This window comes from Winogradskyella schleiferi (genome assembly GCF_013394655.1).
GTDB classification, from domain to species: Bacteria; Bacteroidota; Bacteroidia; order Flavobacteriales; family Flavobacteriaceae; genus Winogradskyella; species Winogradskyella schleiferi.
The window spans coordinates 2,945,765-2,962,894 of record NZ_CP053351.1 but is presented as its reverse complement, the minus strand read 5'-3'; the positions used below and the strand labels follow the sequence as shown (position 1 = coordinate 2,962,894).

General features: G+C 35.2%; 13 protein-coding genes. All 13 read left to right on the top strand.

Annotation, left to right across the window (positions count from 1 at the left end):
• Positions 1 to 17: 17 nt before the first annotated feature.
• The 13 genes from HM990_RS12830 (at position 18) to HM990_RS12770 (ending at position 17,114) form a co-directional block, all read left to right on the top strand.
• Positions 18 to 1,292 (top strand): Nramp family divalent metal transporter, encoded by a 1,275-nt coding sequence (locus tag HM990_RS12830; protein ID WP_178989327.1) that lies wholly within the window; start codon positions 18 to 20, stop codon positions 1,290 to 1,292.
• 18 nt (positions 1,293 to 1,310) lie between these two features.
• Positions 1,311 to 2,381, top strand: coding sequence for a polysaccharide lyase family 7 protein (locus HM990_RS12825; protein ID WP_178989326.1), 1,071 nt, complete (start codon positions 1,311 to 1,313; stop codon positions 2,379 to 2,381).
• Between the two features lie 7 nt (positions 2,382 to 2,388).
• Complete coding sequence (locus HM990_RS12820) at positions 2,389 to 3,153, top strand: SDR family NAD(P)-dependent oxidoreductase (protein WP_178989325.1); 765 nt, start codon at positions 2,389 to 2,391, stop codon at positions 3,151 to 3,153.
• A gap of 85 nt (positions 3,154 to 3,238) precedes the next feature.
• Positions 3,239 to 5,497, top strand: coding sequence for an alginate lyase family protein (locus HM990_RS12815; RefSeq protein WP_178989324.1), 2,259 nt, complete (start codon positions 3,239 to 3,241; stop codon positions 5,495 to 5,497).
• Positions 5,498 to 5,516: 19 nt separating this feature from the next.
• Positions 5,517 to 5,891 carry a cupin domain-containing protein gene (locus HM990_RS12810; protein WP_178989323.1) on the top strand — a complete coding sequence of 125 codons (375 nt, stop codon included), beginning with the start codon at positions 5,517 to 5,519 and terminating at the stop codon, positions 5,889 to 5,891.
• Between the two features lie 321 nt (positions 5,892 to 6,212).
• Positions 6,213 to 9,329, top strand: coding sequence for a SusC/RagA family TonB-linked outer membrane protein (locus HM990_RS12805; protein WP_178989322.1), 3,117 nt, complete (start codon positions 6,213 to 6,215; stop codon positions 9,327 to 9,329).
• Between the two features lie 19 nt (positions 9,330 to 9,348).
• Entirely contained in the window at positions 9,349 to 10,809 is a 1,461-nt protein-coding gene (locus tag HM990_RS12800) for a RagB/SusD family nutrient uptake outer membrane protein (RefSeq protein WP_178989321.1), read from the top strand.
• Between the two features lie 23 nt (positions 10,810 to 10,832).
• A complete protein-coding gene (locus HM990_RS12795) occupies positions 10,833 to 11,645 on the top strand; it encodes a PKD domain-containing protein (protein WP_178989320.1) in 813 nt (270 codons plus the stop codon).
• Between the two features lie 19 nt (positions 11,646 to 11,664).
• Positions 11,665 to 13,131 (top strand): hypothetical protein, encoded by a 1,467-nt coding sequence (locus HM990_RS12790; protein ID WP_178989319.1) that lies wholly within the window; start codon positions 11,665 to 11,667, stop codon positions 13,129 to 13,131.
• 23 nt (positions 13,132 to 13,154) lie between these two features.
• The gene (locus tag HM990_RS12785; RefSeq protein WP_178989318.1) at positions 13,155 to 14,090 is read left to right on the top strand and encodes a polysaccharide lyase family 7 protein; all 936 of its coding nucleotides are present in this window, start codon (positions 13,155 to 13,157) and stop codon (positions 14,088 to 14,090) included.
• Positions 14,091 to 14,253: 163 nt separating this feature from the next.
• A complete protein-coding gene (locus HM990_RS12780; protein WP_178989317.1) occupies positions 14,254 to 14,967 on the top strand; it encodes a FadR/GntR family transcriptional regulator in 714 nt (237 codons plus the stop codon).
• Positions 14,968 to 14,979: 12 nt separating this feature from the next.
• Complete coding sequence (locus tag HM990_RS12775) at positions 14,980 to 16,296, top strand: MFS transporter (protein ID WP_178989316.1); 1,317 nt, start codon at positions 14,980 to 14,982, stop codon at positions 16,294 to 16,296.
• A 56-nt stretch (positions 16,297 to 16,352) separates the two neighbouring features.
• Positions 16,353 to 17,114, top strand: coding sequence for an SDR family NAD(P)-dependent oxidoreductase (locus HM990_RS12770; RefSeq protein ID WP_178989315.1), 762 nt, complete (start codon positions 16,353 to 16,355; stop codon positions 17,112 to 17,114).
• Positions 17,115 to 17,130 lie beyond the last annotated feature (16 nt).

Below are 17,130 nucleotides of genomic sequence, written 5' to 3'. Positions count from 1 at the left end.
ATTAACTAACTAATATTATGGATGCAACAACACCAAGGAAATCTTTTCTCAAAAAAATTATTGCCATCATATTAAGTTTTGGTCCAGGTATTTTCGCCATAGGTTACACCATAGGTACAGGTAGTGTAACGTCTATGATTGTTGCAGGCAGCAAGTTTAATATGCAATTATTATGGGTGCTTTTTCTTAGTTGTTTGTTTTCAGGAATTTTAATGTTTGTCTACGGTAATTATGGATTAATTACAGGTGAAACTGCGCTCTTCGGATTTAAAAAACATTTGAAATACGGTAAAGCATTAGCGATATTAATCATCATTGGTGTCACATTCGGTCAATGGAATTCGTTAATGGGAATTTTAGGAATTTCTTCTAATATCATTTACGAGATTTTAGCCATAAATTTTGAAGGATTAGCAGCTTATGAATACGAGACTGTTTTAGCAACAGCTATTACCATAATAGTCATATTTTATTTATTATTACTGGTTGGTAAGTACACGTTTTTTGAAAAGATTCTGGTCATTTTTGTAAGCATGATGGCACTATCATTTATATTGTCATTATTCTTTGTACAACCATTACCTGTGGATGTCGTTAAAGGATTAATTCCAACCATACCAGATGTACCTGGCGGAAAAATGTTAGTCGCTGCGTTTGTAGGTACCACTATGGCAGCAGCTACTTTTTTATCGCGTCCCTTATTCGTAAAAGGAAAAGGCTGGACGATTAAAAACTTAGGACAACAAAAAAGAGATTCGATTACTGCTGCTATCTTAATCTTCTTTATTAGCGGAATCATTATGGCTGTAGCTGCTGGAGCTTTATTTTACGATGGAAAAGAAGTGAATCATGTTTTGGATATGGCAAATACCTTAGAACCAGTTGCTGGCAAATGGGCTGTAACCATTTTCTTTTTTGGAGCTTTAAGTGCTGGATTATCTTCCATTTTTCCGTGCCTGTTAATTGCACCTTTATTAATTGCAGATTATCAATCTGGTGAGTTAGACACCAATTCAAAACAATTCAGAATTATAACAGCAATCGCTTGTTTAGTCGCGCTAATAGGTCCTGCTTTTGGCGCAAATCCAATTGAGATTCAAATTTTATCTCAGGTGTTTAATGTGTTTGTATTGCCAGCTGTGATATTAGGCATTATACTAATTGTCAACAATAAAAAAGTGATGAAAGACTATAAAACAGGACTTGGAATAAACATTGGTTTGTTCGCAGCATTGTTCTTTTCTTTAGTCATTTCGTATAACGGAATCGTTGCTTTAACTGAATATTTTTAAAATTTAAAAACATTAATTATGAATAAAGTTTTCAAATCAACAACCTTAGTTTTAATAGTAATACTTGCGCTAAATAGCTGTAAAAATGAAACTAAAAAACCAGATGAAGCTGAAGTAGAAACAAAACAAACAACTTACGCAAGTGATGTCATTCCATTTTTTGACCATTGGAAACTCATTTTAGGAGATGGTTCTAACGTCGGAATAGCAAACGATTTTGAACATAACGATTACTTCTACACCACAACAAACAGCCAAATAGATTGGGTCGTTTTTAAAACACCGAATGGGGGAAATACACATGGTACTTCAAAAAACACGAGAACAGAATTAGCGCAAACCAAAAAATGGTATCCAAAAAGCGCTGATGATAGGCTAACAGCAAAATTAAAAATAATGAATGTGTCCGTTTCGGGTGATGCCACAAAAGGGTCTGCATACTCAGTAGTTGTTGGGCAAATTCACAGTGCCGATGGGCATGAGAATGAACCGCTTAAGATATTTTATAAAAAATTCCCTGGACATACCAAAGGTTCGGTTTTTTGGAATTATGAAATCAATACAAAAGGTGATGACAATTCCGGACGATGGGATTTTTCTACAGCAGTTTGGGGTCATGATTTTTCAGTTGTTGGTGAAACCGAAAACACCTATTCTGAAGAACCAAAAGATGGTATTGAATTAGGGGAAGAATTTAGTTATGAAGTTGAGGTTAAAGATGGTATGATGTATTTAACCTTTAAAAGTGACGGTCATGACACTAAAACCTTCACTAAAAACTTAATTGAATCGGAATACACTACTAATGGAGATATTCCTTTACAGACAAGAAAATTGTACATTCCAAGAGGTAGAGACGGAGTTGAGCGCGAAAATGCATATGCTGGTGAAGGACTTTTTTTTAAACTAGGTTGTTACAATCAAACCAATGGTGTAACGAATGGTGGTGAAACATATGGAGGTAATATTGTTAAACAATATGAAACAGGTAATTATGCAGAAGTGTGGTTTAAAGATGGAAGCATTACGGTAAGTAAGAATGCGGTTTCCAACGAAGGGTATTTCAGTAAAAACGATAAAGTAAAATAACATTATTATGAATAATAAATTAGCAGGAAAAAATGTCCTTATCACAGCAGGAGCACAAGGTATTGGTGAAGCCATAACAAAACATTTTATAGATAGTGGAGCAAATGTTGCAATTCACTATTTCTCTAGTGCTGATACTGCAAATACATTGGTAGATTATGCAACAAATAAAGGACAAAAAGCAATTGCTATTAAAGGTGATTTAACAAACGAAGCAGACGCCAATAAGGTAGTGGAAGAAACAGTTGAAGTATTAGGAAGTTTAGATATCCTAATTAATAATGCAGGTTCATTGGTAGCTCGTAAAATGCTAGATGAGTTGGATGCCGATTTCTGGCATAAAGTCATGGATATTAATATGACCTCACTGCAATTTGTAACTCGAGCTGGAGTGCCTCATTTAGCAAAAAATGAGAATAGTAGTATTGTTAACTTAGCATCATTAGCAGGACGTAAAGGTGGTCATCCAGGATCTCTAGTGTATGCAACTAGTAAAGGAGCTATCTTAACCTATACGAGAGCATTATCTACAGAGGTTGGGCCTAAAGGTATTCGTGTTAACGCAGTTGCACCAGGTCTAATTTTGGGGACTTCTTTTCACAATACACATACTACAAAAGAATCTGCAGCGAAAACCATTGAAGGCATTCCAATCAATCGCTCTGGAAATGCGGACGATGTGGCAAGAGCAGTTTTGTATTTAGCATCTGAATTTGATGGCTTTATAACGGGCGCAACATTAGATATTAATGGAGGTGTTTATAATATGTAAAGCTGAAAAAAATTTCATAATTAAATGATTATCGTATATTTGGTAAACCAGATTGGTTAACCAATATAATTTCTGATTAACAAGAATGAATAAAAAGCTTAAAATATTCTCAGTAATTTCGATACTACTTTTTGCATTGTCTTGCAAAGAAGAATCCGCCTTAAAAACGGTTACAACTGAAGAAGAACAACACCCAAAACTAATTTTAACAGCTCAAGGCGTAAAAGACATTAGGGCGCAACTAGGAACAATTCCAATTTTTGATAAGACCTTAGAAAAAGTAAAAGCAGAAATTGATGCCGAAATTGAAGCAGGTATAGACGTGCCTGTCCCAAAGGATTACTCTGGAGGTTATACACATGTACGACACAAACGAAATTGGGTCGTGCTACAAAAAGCGGGTGTGTTATATCAAATTTTAGATGACGAAAAATACGCGAAATATGCAAAAGACATGTTGATGCAATATGAAGCGCTCTATAATACGTTGCCAGTACATCCTAAAACCCGGTCTTATGCCAGAGGAAAATTGTTTTGGCAATGTCTAAACGATTCTAATTGGTTGGTGTATGTGAGTCAAGCTTATGATTGTATCTATACGTATTTGTCCGAGGAAGAACGTAACAAACTAGAGAAAAATTTATTTAGACCTTTTGCTGATTATATTTCGATTGAAAACCCGAAATTTTACCAAAGAGTTCATAACCATAGTACTTGGGGAAATGCAGCTGTTGGTATGATTGGTCTGGTTATGGACGACCAAGAATTAATTGATCGTGCTTTATATGGCATTAAAGATTTAAAATTAAATACCAATGAAAAAGATGATGATGGTGGTTATTTAAACAAAGATGGAAAAGCCGGTTTTTTAGCCAATATTGAAGAACCATTTTCGCCCGATGGTTATTATAACGAAGGACCTTACTACCAACGTTATGCCATGTATCCGTTTTTAATTTTTGCTGAAGGACTACATAATGTAAAACCAGAACTAAAGATATTTGAATATAAAAATGGCGTACTTATTAAGTCCATAAAAGCCTTGTTAAACTTATCGGATGCCGATGGTGATTTCTTTCCGCTAAACGATGGGCAAAAAGGAATGTCTTATTATAATAATGCTTTGGTAACAGCTGTTGACATTTCTTACCATTACGGAGACCAAGATCCTGGTCTATTAAGTATTGCCAAAGAACAGAATCACGTATTGTTGGATGATTCAGGTTTGGCAGTTGCGCTTGGAATTAAAAATGGAGAAGCGAAACCATTCGAGAAAAAATCAATTAACTTATCCGATGGACCAGATGGAACACAAGGCGGTGTTGGTATTTTAAGAAATGAAGATTTAGAACTTGTTTTTAAATATGCAGCGCAAGGTTCCAGTCATGGCCATTATGATAAGCTGTCCTATTCCTTATATGAAAATGGTGATGAGGTTATTCAAGATTATGGTTTGGCACGATTTGTAAATATTGAACAAAAAGGTGGTGGCAATTATCTAAAGGAAAACAAAACTTGGGCAAAACAAACCATAGCCCATAATACAATTACACAAAATGAAACCTCTCATTTTTCTGGGAAGTATGACATTGGCAGTCAGCATCATTCCGTTCTTAACTATTTTTCCTCTGAAAATGAAAATGTAAAAGTTGTAAGTGCTAAAGAAGAAAATGCATATCCTGGAACAGAACTGCTTCGTACTATGGCCATCATAAAAGATGAAGCATTCGAAAAACCGTTTATGCTGGATATAATGAAGATTACATCAGACACAGCAAATCAATATGATTATCCATTTTATTTTTTAGGTCAAGTCATAAAAGCCAATTTTGAATATAATACTCCTGAATCCCTAAATGCTTTAGGGACTAAAAATGGTTATCAACATTTATTTTTGGAAGGTTCTACAAAATCTTCAACAGACAACTCCAAACTGTCTTGGCTAAATAAGAATAAGTTCTATACCCTAACAACGCTTACAAATACTAATGACAATCTATTATTTACAAGAATTGGCGCTAACGATCCAGAATTCAATTTAAGACGAGAGGCTGCATTCATGATAAGACGGGAAAATACACAAAATACTTTATTTGTATCTACAATAGAAGCACATGGTAGTTATAGTCCAGTATCAGAATCAGCAATAAATTCTAACAGTAATATTAAAGCTATAGAAGTGGTTTTAGATACAGAAGATTATACGGCAATCGCAATAACTACTATAAATGATACTACCAAAATATTTATAACGGCAAACACAAATGCCTCAAACAAACCAACACATAAATTAGAAATTAATAATAAGAATTATGAGTGGTCAGGTTCTTATTATTTTAAATAAAAACAATTAAATTAAAATTATGAAACGATTTAGCGAGAAATACATTGTCACAAAAAACATGGATTGGGAAGAACTTGGTGGAGGCGTGTCTAGAAAATTTTTAGGTTACGATAACCAAATTATGATGGTTAGAGTAAAATTTGACAAAGGCGCATTAGGGTCTCCACATCAACATTTCCATACACAAGCTACCTTTTGTGTGTCAGGTAAATTTGAATTTGAAATTGATGGCGTAAAGCAAATAGTGGAAGCAGGCGATGGCGTATATATTGAGCCCAATTTATTACATAGTGCTGTGTGCTTGGAAGCGGGTGAACTCATCGACACTTTTAGTCCTGTAAGAGAAGATTTTTTAAGTGGTGATGGCGTATCTTATTTTGGAGATAAAAAGTAATAAGAATAAACGTTCCGATGTTATATTTGAGGTATTAGGAAGTAGTAGTTCGATTTTTTTTATGTTTACTATTTTAACTTAAACATTTACTATTTTAACATTTAATTTTTACGAAAACGTTATAATTAACAAAATTTTATATATCTTTGGTAAACCAATTTGGTAAACCAATTTGGTAAACCAATTTGGTAAACCAGTTTGGTTTACCAAATTTAAAACGGATGATATACTAAGTATTGGTGTTAAAAAAGTCCTATTTTTTTATTGAAAATTATCAACTATTCAAAATAAGTATCTAACAATTAATCTAAACAATGAATTATGAATCTAAAAATTAAAATTACTTCAGTTGTTGCACTGCTCTTTAGTGTAATGATTTTTGCACAAGATAGCTATACCTTAACAGGTACGGTTACTTCTGCAACTGATAATATGCCCATACCAGGTGCAAATATTATTATTCTTAAAACCACAAAAGGAGCAACAACCGATTTTGATGGTAATTTCCAATTAGAGGTCAAAAGTGGAGACGTTGTGCAAATCTCATACATTGGTTATGTGACACAAACTGTGATTATTGACGCTCAACAAACACTCAATGTACAATTAGCAGAAGATACTAGTGTACTGGATGAGGTTGTGGTAGTAGGTTATGGTACTCAAAAGAAAAGTCATTTAACCGGAGCGATTTCTAAAGTAAAGAATGAGAAATTAGATCAAATAACTGTATCTAGGGTAGATGATGCTCTTATTGGACAAGTATCTGGGGTCAATATCCAAGCTACAAATGCTGAGGCTGGAGGTGCGCCGACAATAACAATTAGAGGTGTTGGGTCTATTTCAGCGGACTCTGGTCCTGCGGTAGTGGTTGATGGTATAGTTGTAAGTTCTGATTTTTTAGGAAATCTAGATATGAACGATGTTGAATCTTTTGAAGTTTTAAAGGATGCGGCATCTGCAGCTATTTATGGTAGTGAAGGAGCAAATGGAGTAATAATGATTACAACTAAGAGTGGTAAGGCAGGTAAAACAAAATTCAGTTATCAAACCTATATAGGATTTAAAGATGCGCACGGAAGTGATGATTATAGAAAGAGTGTAGCGGATTGGGCTAGAATTGAACAAGCAGCGACAGGAACACTTTCGGAGGAAACTCAATATGCACAATTGTTGGTAGCTACAACAGGTGTTGATAGAGATTGGCAAGATGTTTTCTTTGATGGAGGTACAATTACAAGTCATTCTTTCGCGGCGCGTGGGGGTTCTGAAAGTACAAAATTTAGCACATCATTAAGATATTTGCATGATGAAGGCGTTGTTATTACAGATGATTACAAATTATACACTGCTGCCCTTAAATTGGATACAAAATTAGGTGAAAGGTTTAAATTTGGTTTGCGTGCCACTCCATCTTATTCAGAGCAAAGACGATTACCTACCTCAATCCACAATCCCACACGTCAATCCCCATGGCTGCCAATATATCATACTGAAGAAACACTACAATTTATTGATAGAAACATAGGTGGCGGTCAATATTCTGATGTTGGAGTAGGTGATTATTTCTTCGAGAATCATCTAGTTGAATTAGATTTAGATAACGATGGAAGTGATAGTAGACCTCGTACGTCAGGAGATTCAAATCCTTATGCGCAATATGTGGAAAGAGAGCATTATGAGTTTAATACAAAGTTGTATGGTGCTACATACTTGAGTTATGAAATTTTAGATGGATTAACAGCAAAAACATCTCTAGGTATTACTTTAGAGCAACGAAAGAGAACACGATGGGACGGAACTAAATATCATGCCAATGGTAATAGCAGAGCACAATATGATTTGCAAAATCGAAATAGAATCAGAATTATATCAGATAACACTTTAGCGTATAATAAGGTAATTGCAGATCATGAAGTTAGTTTACTTGGTGGAGTAACTATACAGCAAAGAAAAAGTGAAAATAGCCAAGTTATAGGTAATGGATATACCAATGATTTGCTTCCAAATTTAGAAGGTGCAACCGCAATCTCTGAATTTTCAGAAATCAATACGGAACTGAAAAAAATAGGTTATTTTGCTAGAGCTTCGTATGCTTATGCTGATAAATATTTAGCGTCAGTTTCTTTCAGACGTGATGGTAGTTCAGTTTTTGGAATAGATTCTAAGTGGGGAAATTTCCCGGCAGCTTCAATAGGTTGGAATTTACATAATGAAGAGTTCTTAGCTGATAGTGATCTTATAAGTAGATTAAAGTTTAGAGCTAGTTATGGGCGTACTGGTGCCGAGAACTTTAATGTCGGTGATGACATAGTTAATTCATGGCCTTATCTAGCTTTGTTACAGGGATCAAATGCTATTGTTAACGGAAGTATAGTCCCAGGTGTTTCAGCGCGTAATATTGCAAACGCTTTATTACAATGGGAAGCTTCCGAGGAAATTAACCCAGCAATAGATTTTGGTTTTCTTAATAATAAAATTTCAGGATCAATAGATTATTATCAAAGAACCAGTGATGAATTGTTACTAGAAAATCCTACATCTTATATTACTGGCTTTGCAAGTGGTATAGTAAATTTAGGTGAAGTGCAAAATAGAGGTTGGGAGCTTGAATTGAGAACAAGAAATATTTCAAGAGAGAAATTTTCATGGAATACAACGTTCATTGCTTCTACAAATCAAAATGAATTACTGAGTTTTGGTGATTCTAATAATGCACTAATCGAAGATACTTATGGTAGAAATTCTCAATGGATTAATAGAATAGGTGAGCCTATATCATCTTTTTGGGGTTACGTTGTAGATGAAGAGGCGTATGATGATACTACGTTTAGAACAACCTATGTTGACAATCCTTGGAATAGAATTAATGGCCAAGCAGATGATACTATCGTAAAAGATTTAAATGGTGATGGACTAATTACTGAAGAAGACAAAACTATTTTAGGTGACCCATATCCAGATTTAGTGTATAGTTTTACTAATGAATTTAAAATAGGTGACTTTGATTTCTCATTTATGGTTCAGGGAAGTTTGGGTGCACAGGTAAATAATATAGGAGATCAATATTTTTACAATTGGTTTGGAAATAGAACCAGAAGTGGTGGAGAAGCTCAAGCAGTTGCAGACGGACTAGTACCCGATGAATCTTTTATTCAAGAAAAGGTGTTAACAAGCGAAGTTATTGCGAGTGCAGATTACTTTTCATTGCGTAATGTTACCCTTGGGTATAATATGCCAGAAAACTTAACATCAAAAATAGGTGTCAATGGGCTAAGAATTTATGCAACAGGTCAAAATTTGTTGTACGTTACTGCTGATGATTACCATGGCTTTAATCCAGAGCATATAGACGGAGATAATCCAAGAGCATATGGTTCGCAAAGAGCAGGTAACCCGATTTTTCAAACTATATCATTCGGTATGAATGTTGATTTTTAATCTTAAAAAAAAATAAATTATGAAACATATAAAATATTTAATTTTAACATTGACAGGACTCTTTATTGTTTCCTGTGACACTGACGAATTTTTAAATCCATTGCCAGATTCAGCCATTACGGTAGATTCATTTTTTCAAACCGATGATGATGTTTTGTCAGGCATAATAGGAATCTATGATGCGCTTCAAGGGACAAATGAAAATACGACAACTAATATTGGTGAATCTAATAGAGGAGTTCAATTTGAACATTTATTAACGGAGCATCGTACTGATAATACAAGAAATTCAACATTAGAGGGTTCAAAATCTGATTTTCACAGATATGTAGTTAATGCGAACAATGTGGAATCTGAAGACTACTATCAATCCATGTACGAAGTGATTTTTAGAGCGAACAATATCTTAAATTTTATAAATATAGCAGATCAAGAGAATCAAGCAAGTTACACTGCTGAGGCTAAATTTTTAAGAGCTTATGCTTATTTTAAATTGGTTAGGTTGTTTGGAGATGTGCCATTAGTGACATCAGTGATAGGTCCTACAGATAACGAAGCACTTTTCACAAGAATATCTTCAGATCAAATTTATTTACAAATTGTAGAAGATTTGCAAGAAGCAGTTAATGTTTTAGATAATTCATACAAAGGAAGAGCTTCAAGAGCTGCTGCTCAAGCTTTGTTAGCAAAGGTGTATATGACACAACCAAGTCCTAATTACAGTGGGGCACAACAGTTGTGTGAAGCTATTATTAACAGTATGGAATATGATTTATTAAGTAATTATAATGATGTTTTTTATTCAGAATTAAATGATGAAATCATTTTTGCTATAGAATACCAATCAGGAGTTGCAGAAGAAAGTCAAAGTTTTTCATCTGAATTTACCTCTTCGGTTCGTGCAGGTAGAGAAGATGGTCAAAATATAGTAAATGCTAATCTTAGATTAGATTTTGAAATGTATGGTGGAAATAGAACAGCAACTTCTATAACAGATATCAATGGATCGCTTCCACCTGATGAAAACGAAGTAGCTAAATTTTTCCCAGATGGATTTGATAGTAGCTCAAATTATGGAGATAATGCACGTAATGCTGGTAATGATTATATTGCCATACGATTTGCGGATGTACTTTTAATGCACGTAGAATCGATTTTGGGAGCTGGTCCGTTGACGACCTCAACTAATAATTCTGCTGCTTTAACTTCTTTTCAGAGAGTTAGAGACAGAGCGGGTTTAACCGATGTTGTAACTGCTGTTACTAAAGCAGAACTTTTACGTGAAAGACGTGTAGAATTAGCTTTTGAGAATCAACGCTATTTTGACTTAAAGCGATTTGGTGTTCTAGATGATATTTTAAGCGATCATTCTGTAGAAATGGGGTATACCTATGATCCGAGACAGGCTTTATTTCTGCCAATCCCACAAAGAGAAAGAAATATAAGTGGTGGTCTTTTAGGGCAAAACCCAGGTTATTAAATTAATATATAAATATTTAAAATATGAAAAATAAAATGAATATTTTCCGTAAAACAACATTGCTGCTGTTAACTTTAATTGCAACATCTAGTGTTTTGGTTAGCTGTGTCGGTGATGAACTTTTTAGAGATGATTTACCAGATGCAAATTCAAAGGCAGATACAGTGCCTCCATCTGCAAATTTTAGCTATGCATCGGATCAAGAGGATTTTAGAATCGTCAATTTTACAGATCTTTCTATTGAAGCTAATACGTATTTATGGGATTTTGGTGGAGGAGTAACTTCTAATTTGAAAGATCCATCACATACCTTTGCCGGAGTAGGGACTTACCCTGTTAGTCTAACTGCCAGTGATTCTAATGGTCAGTCATCAACAATTACAATTGATGTAGAAGTTATAGATCAATTAGTGCCAATATTTCAATGTCCTAGTTTTGAATGCAGTCCTAGAACACCTTGGGCAGGAAACGGAGGGGAAACAAGTACTTTTACAGGGTCTTCAGGTCCAACGCCTCCAGATGGCAGTACAGGTGCTAAACTATCTAGTAGTTCGCAATGGCTGGATCAAACTATATTAGTAAGCCCTGCTACAACCTATACAATTACTTTTTGGCATGTAAGTGTTCCTGGTAGTACCAATAGTGGTGCGCTTTTAATTCAAGATGCAGATAGTGGACAAAATTTCGTTAATGAAGATATTCCAGCCTCTGCTACTTCTGGACAGTATTATGAGATATCATACACATTTACAACAGGGTCTGAAACAGAGAATTTGAGATTTAGACTTGACTATGCAGGTTTTGAATTGAGAGTTGATTTAATTAGTATTCAATAAACAGATAAATTAAATAATTATGAATTTAATAAAAAAAGGAATAGGTACTTTGCTAATAGCAGGACTTATGGTATCATCTTGTAGTGATGATGATAATATTGCTTCACCTGGTATGACAAGTATCGTTTTGTCAAGTTTTGAAGTGACTCCAAGTGGTGATGGAACTGTTGTTACGGTAACACCATTGTCTGTTGGTGTTGATTCTTATGTAGTAGATTTTGGACATAACGGCAGTACTGCTACTATTTCGGAGCAGAATGGTTCTGCTACGTATGACTACCCTAATGAAGTAGAGGAGGTTTCGTATACCATAACAGTTACTGCAAAAGCAACAGGTCAATCGGACGTTACTAAATCAGAGAATGTAACAGTTATTCATACGCCACCGACTGTAAGTACAACACCTACATCACCAGACGGTAATGATTCTGATGTATTCGCTATTTTTAGTAACGGCATGGATTTCGATGGCAGTTTACTTTCTTGGGAAAACAGAATAGATGTAGCAGATGTTATAGCTAACATTATACCAATTGATGGAAATGACATCATTCAAATTTCAAGATTGGGCGCTGAAGCTGGAGTCGTTGAATTAGATGAAGAAGTTGTCGTGGCACATGCTTTTGCATCGCCAGCAAACGATAACCCAGATGGTATTGGTGCAACGGATATTCACTTTGATGTTCATTCAGTTTTTGCGGAAGGTATTAATAAACTAAAAATAACTTTGATAAATGGTGATAATGATGATGAGTATGTTTTAGATGGTATAGATTTAGTTGATAGTGAATGGGCTAATCTCAGCTATGATTTAGCTACAGATTTTTCAGCACCAGTTGTTAGAATAGATGAAATTAAATTTGAAGTAGGAGCAGGTGGTACAGCTAACGATCATGCAACTATTAGTGTAGATAATATTATTTTAACTAAGGATCCTAGTGCAACAATTTTAAATGGTGGTTTCGATTTAAGTACGGCTCAATGGAGGTTTGCTACTTTTACAGACGGAACCACAACGCCTTTTGGATCAAGTTCTGATGGTTCTTGGACAAATTATGATGGAACCGATAACGGGTCTAAAACAAGAGGTGCAAAGTGGACTTCAAGTCAATCTGGTGGGCCGCAACAAGGTTCTAGCTCGAGAAATGCATACCAAGCAGTTACGTTAACACCTAATACGGATTATATCTTGGAATATGAATATGCTATAAAAGATGATACTGCAGACGATCCTATTGGTGGAAGAAGAATTGTAGGTATAGTTTTAGATGGTCACTATATTGATGGTGCCGATGCTATCGCTGATATTGATTCTAATTTAGGTAATCATGTTGGAACCATAGCTCAAGGGAAATTCTCTGATACGGTTGGGACATTAGTTCAGATTCCATTTACCTCTAACGATAGTGGAGAAGTTTCTGTATTGTTTTATGCCGTTACTCCAAAAGATGCATGGATTGATAATGTTAAGGTATATGCAAACTAGATCTATTTTATAATTTAGTTATAATGAGCAAAGTTTCCTCAAAACAATTTTTATTGTCAGTATTGATGATAGCATTCCTATCTGTTAATGCTACTTCCCAGAACAAGGGAAGTAGTGTTACAGACTCGGAAACTAAAGTTGAAAAAAAGGACAAAAAAAAGAAGAAACGAAAGAAACGGAAAAAAGTAAAACTTCCAGAAATCGACCTCAGTCATTGGAAAGTCACTTTACCGGTAACTAACGAAGAAGGGAAGCCTTACGAAATAGAACCGCCAGAGATTTCAAATTTTGCTAGTGTAGAGGTTGCAAAGCCATATATTTATATAGACTCTACAAAAGGAGCTATAGTCTTTCATGCCATGCCAACCAGTTCCACGACTAGAAACACTAAATATTCAAGGTCAGAGTTAAGAGAGCAAATGGTGCCTGGAGAGAATAATGTAAACTGGACCTTTGAGCAAGGTGGCACCATGATGGCCAAATTGGCCATGGATGAAGTTACTAGGGACGAAGATGGCAAATACCATCGTGTCATCATTATGCAAATCCATGGAAGATTAACCAACGAACAGCGCGATCTTATTGGAGAAGATGATAACAATGCGCCACCAATATTAAAAATCTATTGGGATAAAGGAAAGATTAGGGTTAAGACTAAAATACTGAAAAATTTAAATGCTTCAGATACGGAGATATTGCATGAGGATGCTTGGGATGATGATGAAGGATTTAATTTTAAGCAAAAAGTAGATTTCAGAAAATTCAAATTAGAAGTTCAAGTTACGGACGGAAAAATGCTTATTATTTTAAATGATAGTGAATTTAAATCTTATGAAAGTATCCACATCAAAAAATGGGGCATATTTGAAAATTATTTTAAAGCAGGAAATTACTTTCAATCCAGAGACGAAGGTGCTTACGCTAAAGTGAGGTTTTACGAATTAGAAATCAGTCATTAATAAGTTTATTTGAGTTAGTCGCTTATTGAATTCTGCCAAATTACCTTTACTGGTAGAATTCTTTAAGCACTATTAAATAGTCCTTATTTTTTATAGTGTTTGTTTATTATTTATATAACTTTATCAGGTTTAATCTGGGTAACCAATTTATAAATTTTTAGGTATGAAATTAGAAATATTAGCAAAAGCAGACAGTATAGATATTCAGAATACAATTATTTCAAAAATTAAGGATCTCATAAATTTCAAAAATCTTGAGCCAGGTGATAAATTACCTTCAGAGCGAACCTTATCCGAAAAATTCGGCGTCACTAGAAGTAATGTCAGACAGGCCATTCAAAAATTAGAAACTTACGGATTATTGGATTCTATTCCTCAAAGCGGAACTTTTGTTGCCAATATCGGCGTTATTGCCATGAATGGAATGATAGATGAAATCTTAAGCCTGCAAGAACCAAACTTTAAATCTTTAGTTGAAACACGAATTCTGTTGGAACTAAAAACAGTACGCTTAGCGTCTCTTAGAAGGTCAGATGAGGATTTAACAAAAATAAAATCAGCCTTGGATGCTTATTCAGATAAAGTACTTAGAGGAGAAGAAGCGGTACAGGAGGATTTATTATTTCACTTAGCGATTGCTAAAGCGAGTGGTAATGCCACATTAAATAATTTCATGCTGTTAATTACACCAGAAATAATTACAAATTTTGAAAAGTACCATGTTTGTGATAAAAGCTTAGCTCGCCAAGGAATTGAAGAGCACAATGCTATATATAGCGCCATAAAGAATCAAGACCCTAAATTGGCAAAGCAAAAAATGAAAGATCACTTTACTGTGTTGTATCAATATTGTTATAATGTTAAAAAATCATCTTAAATTCAAATAAATATGCAAATAGGTAAGAAAATAAATGGCTTAAGATGGTGGGTAGTTGGGCTTGTGGCTCTAGCCGCAATTATAAATTATATAGATAGACAAGCTTTTGGAGCATTATGGCCAGATATTGCCAATGACTTATTTCCTGAAATGGATAAGGATGGTCATAAAGCCATTTACGGTACTATATCAACCGTTTTTATTCTATCCTATGCTGGAGGCCAAGCACTTTTTGGTAAAATTTTTGATTGGATCGGCACCAGATTGGGTTTTGCACTTTCTATTGGTGTATGGTCTATTGCTACAATGTTGCATGCATTCGCACAGGGCATGTTAAGTTTTTCAATCTTCAGATCTATATTAGGGATTGCAGAAGCTGGAAACTGGCCTGGTGCTGCTAAAGCAAACGCAGAATGGTTTCCAACTACAGAGAGAGCACTTGCACAGGGAATCTTCAATTCAGGAGCAGCGATAGGAGGTATAGTGGCCTATCCAATTATTGGATTGTTAGCTGTTTATTTTGATTGGAAAGCCATATTTATTGTGGTGGCTGTACTCGGATTCCTATGGCTAATTCCTTGGTTTTATGTGGTTAAAAGTCCACCGAAAACTCATCCATGGCTAACAGATGATGAAAAAAAGTATATCTTATCCGGACAAAGAAACCAAGATATTAATGAGGATGGAACTTATGATCAAGGATATGCGCCTAGTACTGGCGAATTGTTTAGTCATAAAGAGAGTTGGGGAGTTGTAATCGCTTCTGCTGCAATTGATCCCATTTGGTGGCTATTTATTGTCTGGATACCGATTTATTTGTCAGAAGTTTTCGGAATGGATGTTAAGGAAATAGCGTTCTCAGCTTGGGTACCCTATGTTGGTGCAATGATCGGAGCTATCTTTGGTGGTTTACTTGCCAAAAACAGAATAAAAGCAGGATGGACTGTAGATAAAACTCGGAAAATGACCATCACTCTGGGGTGTTTAATTATGATTCCTTGCTTCTTCTTGCTTAAAGCTCCTGCGTCAGCAATGAGCGCCGTACTTATCATGGCGGTTTTGTTATTCGGATTTCAAATAGCAATCGGAAATATACAAACATTGCCGAGTGATCTATTCAGCGGAAAAATAGTCGGTACATTATCTGGCTTTTCTGGTATGGCAGCCAAATTAGGCGCAGCAGGTCTTACTTATGTAGTTGCATTCATAACAACTGGAGGAAACTACACGCCTGCATTTATAATCGGTGGAGCATTAGCGATAATAGCACTTTCTGCCGTCTGGTTCTTATGTCCAAAAATTGAACCGTTAAAACCTAAAGATTATTAGAATAAATAAAACATAATTAAAAACAAGTATAACTTAATTAGAATAAAACAAAAAAAATGAGTAACAAAGGAAAAGTAGCAGTCGTAACAGGAGCTACAGGAGGAATAGGTTTTGAAGTCGCAAAAAGATTAGGTAAAGATGGCTATACGGTAGTTTTAAACGGTATAGAAGATAGCGCAGGAGCAGATAGAGTAAAACAGTTGACTGATGAAGGTATCACTGCTGAATATTACGGATTTGATGTTACAAGTGATGAAGCTGTGACTTCCAATATTAAAAAAATAGGTGACAAGTATGGTAGAATTGATGTACTGGTAAACAATGCTGGTGGATTAGGTGGCCGATCTCGTTTTGAGGAAATGACAACCGAATTTTACAGAAAAGTAATGGCACTTAACCTTGATTCTGTATTTTTTGCATCAAGAGCCGCTATACCTTATCTTAAAAAAGGAGACCATCCTTCAATTATAAATTATACTTCAAATGCAGGTTGGACTGCAGGTGGACCTGGAGCCGGAATCTATGGAACATCTAAAGCTGGAGTACATGCCATCACTAGAGCCTTGGCGAAAGATTTAGCTGAATATGGAATCAGAGTCAACGCTGTATCGCCAGGTACAATTGATACACCGTTTCATGCACAAATTAAAGCGACAAAACCAGAAGTGTTTGCGTCTTGGGCAAATAATATCATGCTAGGAAGATTAGGTCAGCCAGAGGATGTTGCTGGAGTTATTTCTTTCTTGGCAAGTAAAGATGCCGCATTTATTACAGCTGAAACTATCCAAATTGGAGGTGGACAAGCTTTAGGTATCTAATTAAGCGTTAGCATTT

Coding starts and splice junctions, on each gene's coding strand:
- HM990_RS12830 (WP_178989327.1), top strand. CDS start 18: ATGGATGCAACAACACCAAGGAAATCTTTTCTCAAAAAAATTATTGCC.
- HM990_RS12825 (WP_178989326.1), top strand. CDS start 1,311: ATGAATAAAGTTTTCAAATCAACAACCTTAGTTTTAATAGTAATACTT.
- HM990_RS12820 (WP_178989325.1), top strand. CDS start 2,389: ATGAATAATAAATTAGCAGGAAAAAATGTCCTTATCACAGCAGGAGCA.
- HM990_RS12815 (WP_178989324.1), top strand. CDS start 3,239: ATGAATAAAAAGCTTAAAATATTCTCAGTAATTTCGATACTACTTTTT.
- HM990_RS12810 (WP_178989323.1), top strand. CDS start 5,517: ATGAAACGATTTAGCGAGAAATACATTGTCACAAAAAACATGGATTGG.
- HM990_RS12805 (WP_178989322.1), top strand. CDS start 6,213: ATGAATCTAAAAATTAAAATTACTTCAGTTGTTGCACTGCTCTTTAGT.
- HM990_RS12800 (WP_178989321.1), top strand. CDS start 9,349: ATGAAACATATAAAATATTTAATTTTAACATTGACAGGACTCTTTATT.
- HM990_RS12795 (WP_178989320.1), top strand. CDS start 10,833: ATGAAAAATAAAATGAATATTTTCCGTAAAACAACATTGCTGCTGTTA.
- HM990_RS12790 (WP_178989319.1), top strand. CDS start 11,665: ATGAATTTAATAAAAAAAGGAATAGGTACTTTGCTAATAGCAGGACTT.
- HM990_RS12785 (WP_178989318.1), top strand. CDS start 13,155: ATGAGCAAAGTTTCCTCAAAACAATTTTTATTGTCAGTATTGATGATA.
- HM990_RS12780 (WP_178989317.1), top strand. CDS start 14,254: ATGAAATTAGAAATATTAGCAAAAGCAGACAGTATAGATATTCAGAAT.
- HM990_RS12775 (WP_178989316.1), top strand. CDS start 14,980: ATGCAAATAGGTAAGAAAATAAATGGCTTAAGATGGTGGGTAGTTGGG.
- HM990_RS12770 (WP_178989315.1), top strand. CDS start 16,353: ATGAGTAACAAAGGAAAAGTAGCAGTCGTAACAGGAGCTACAGGAGGA.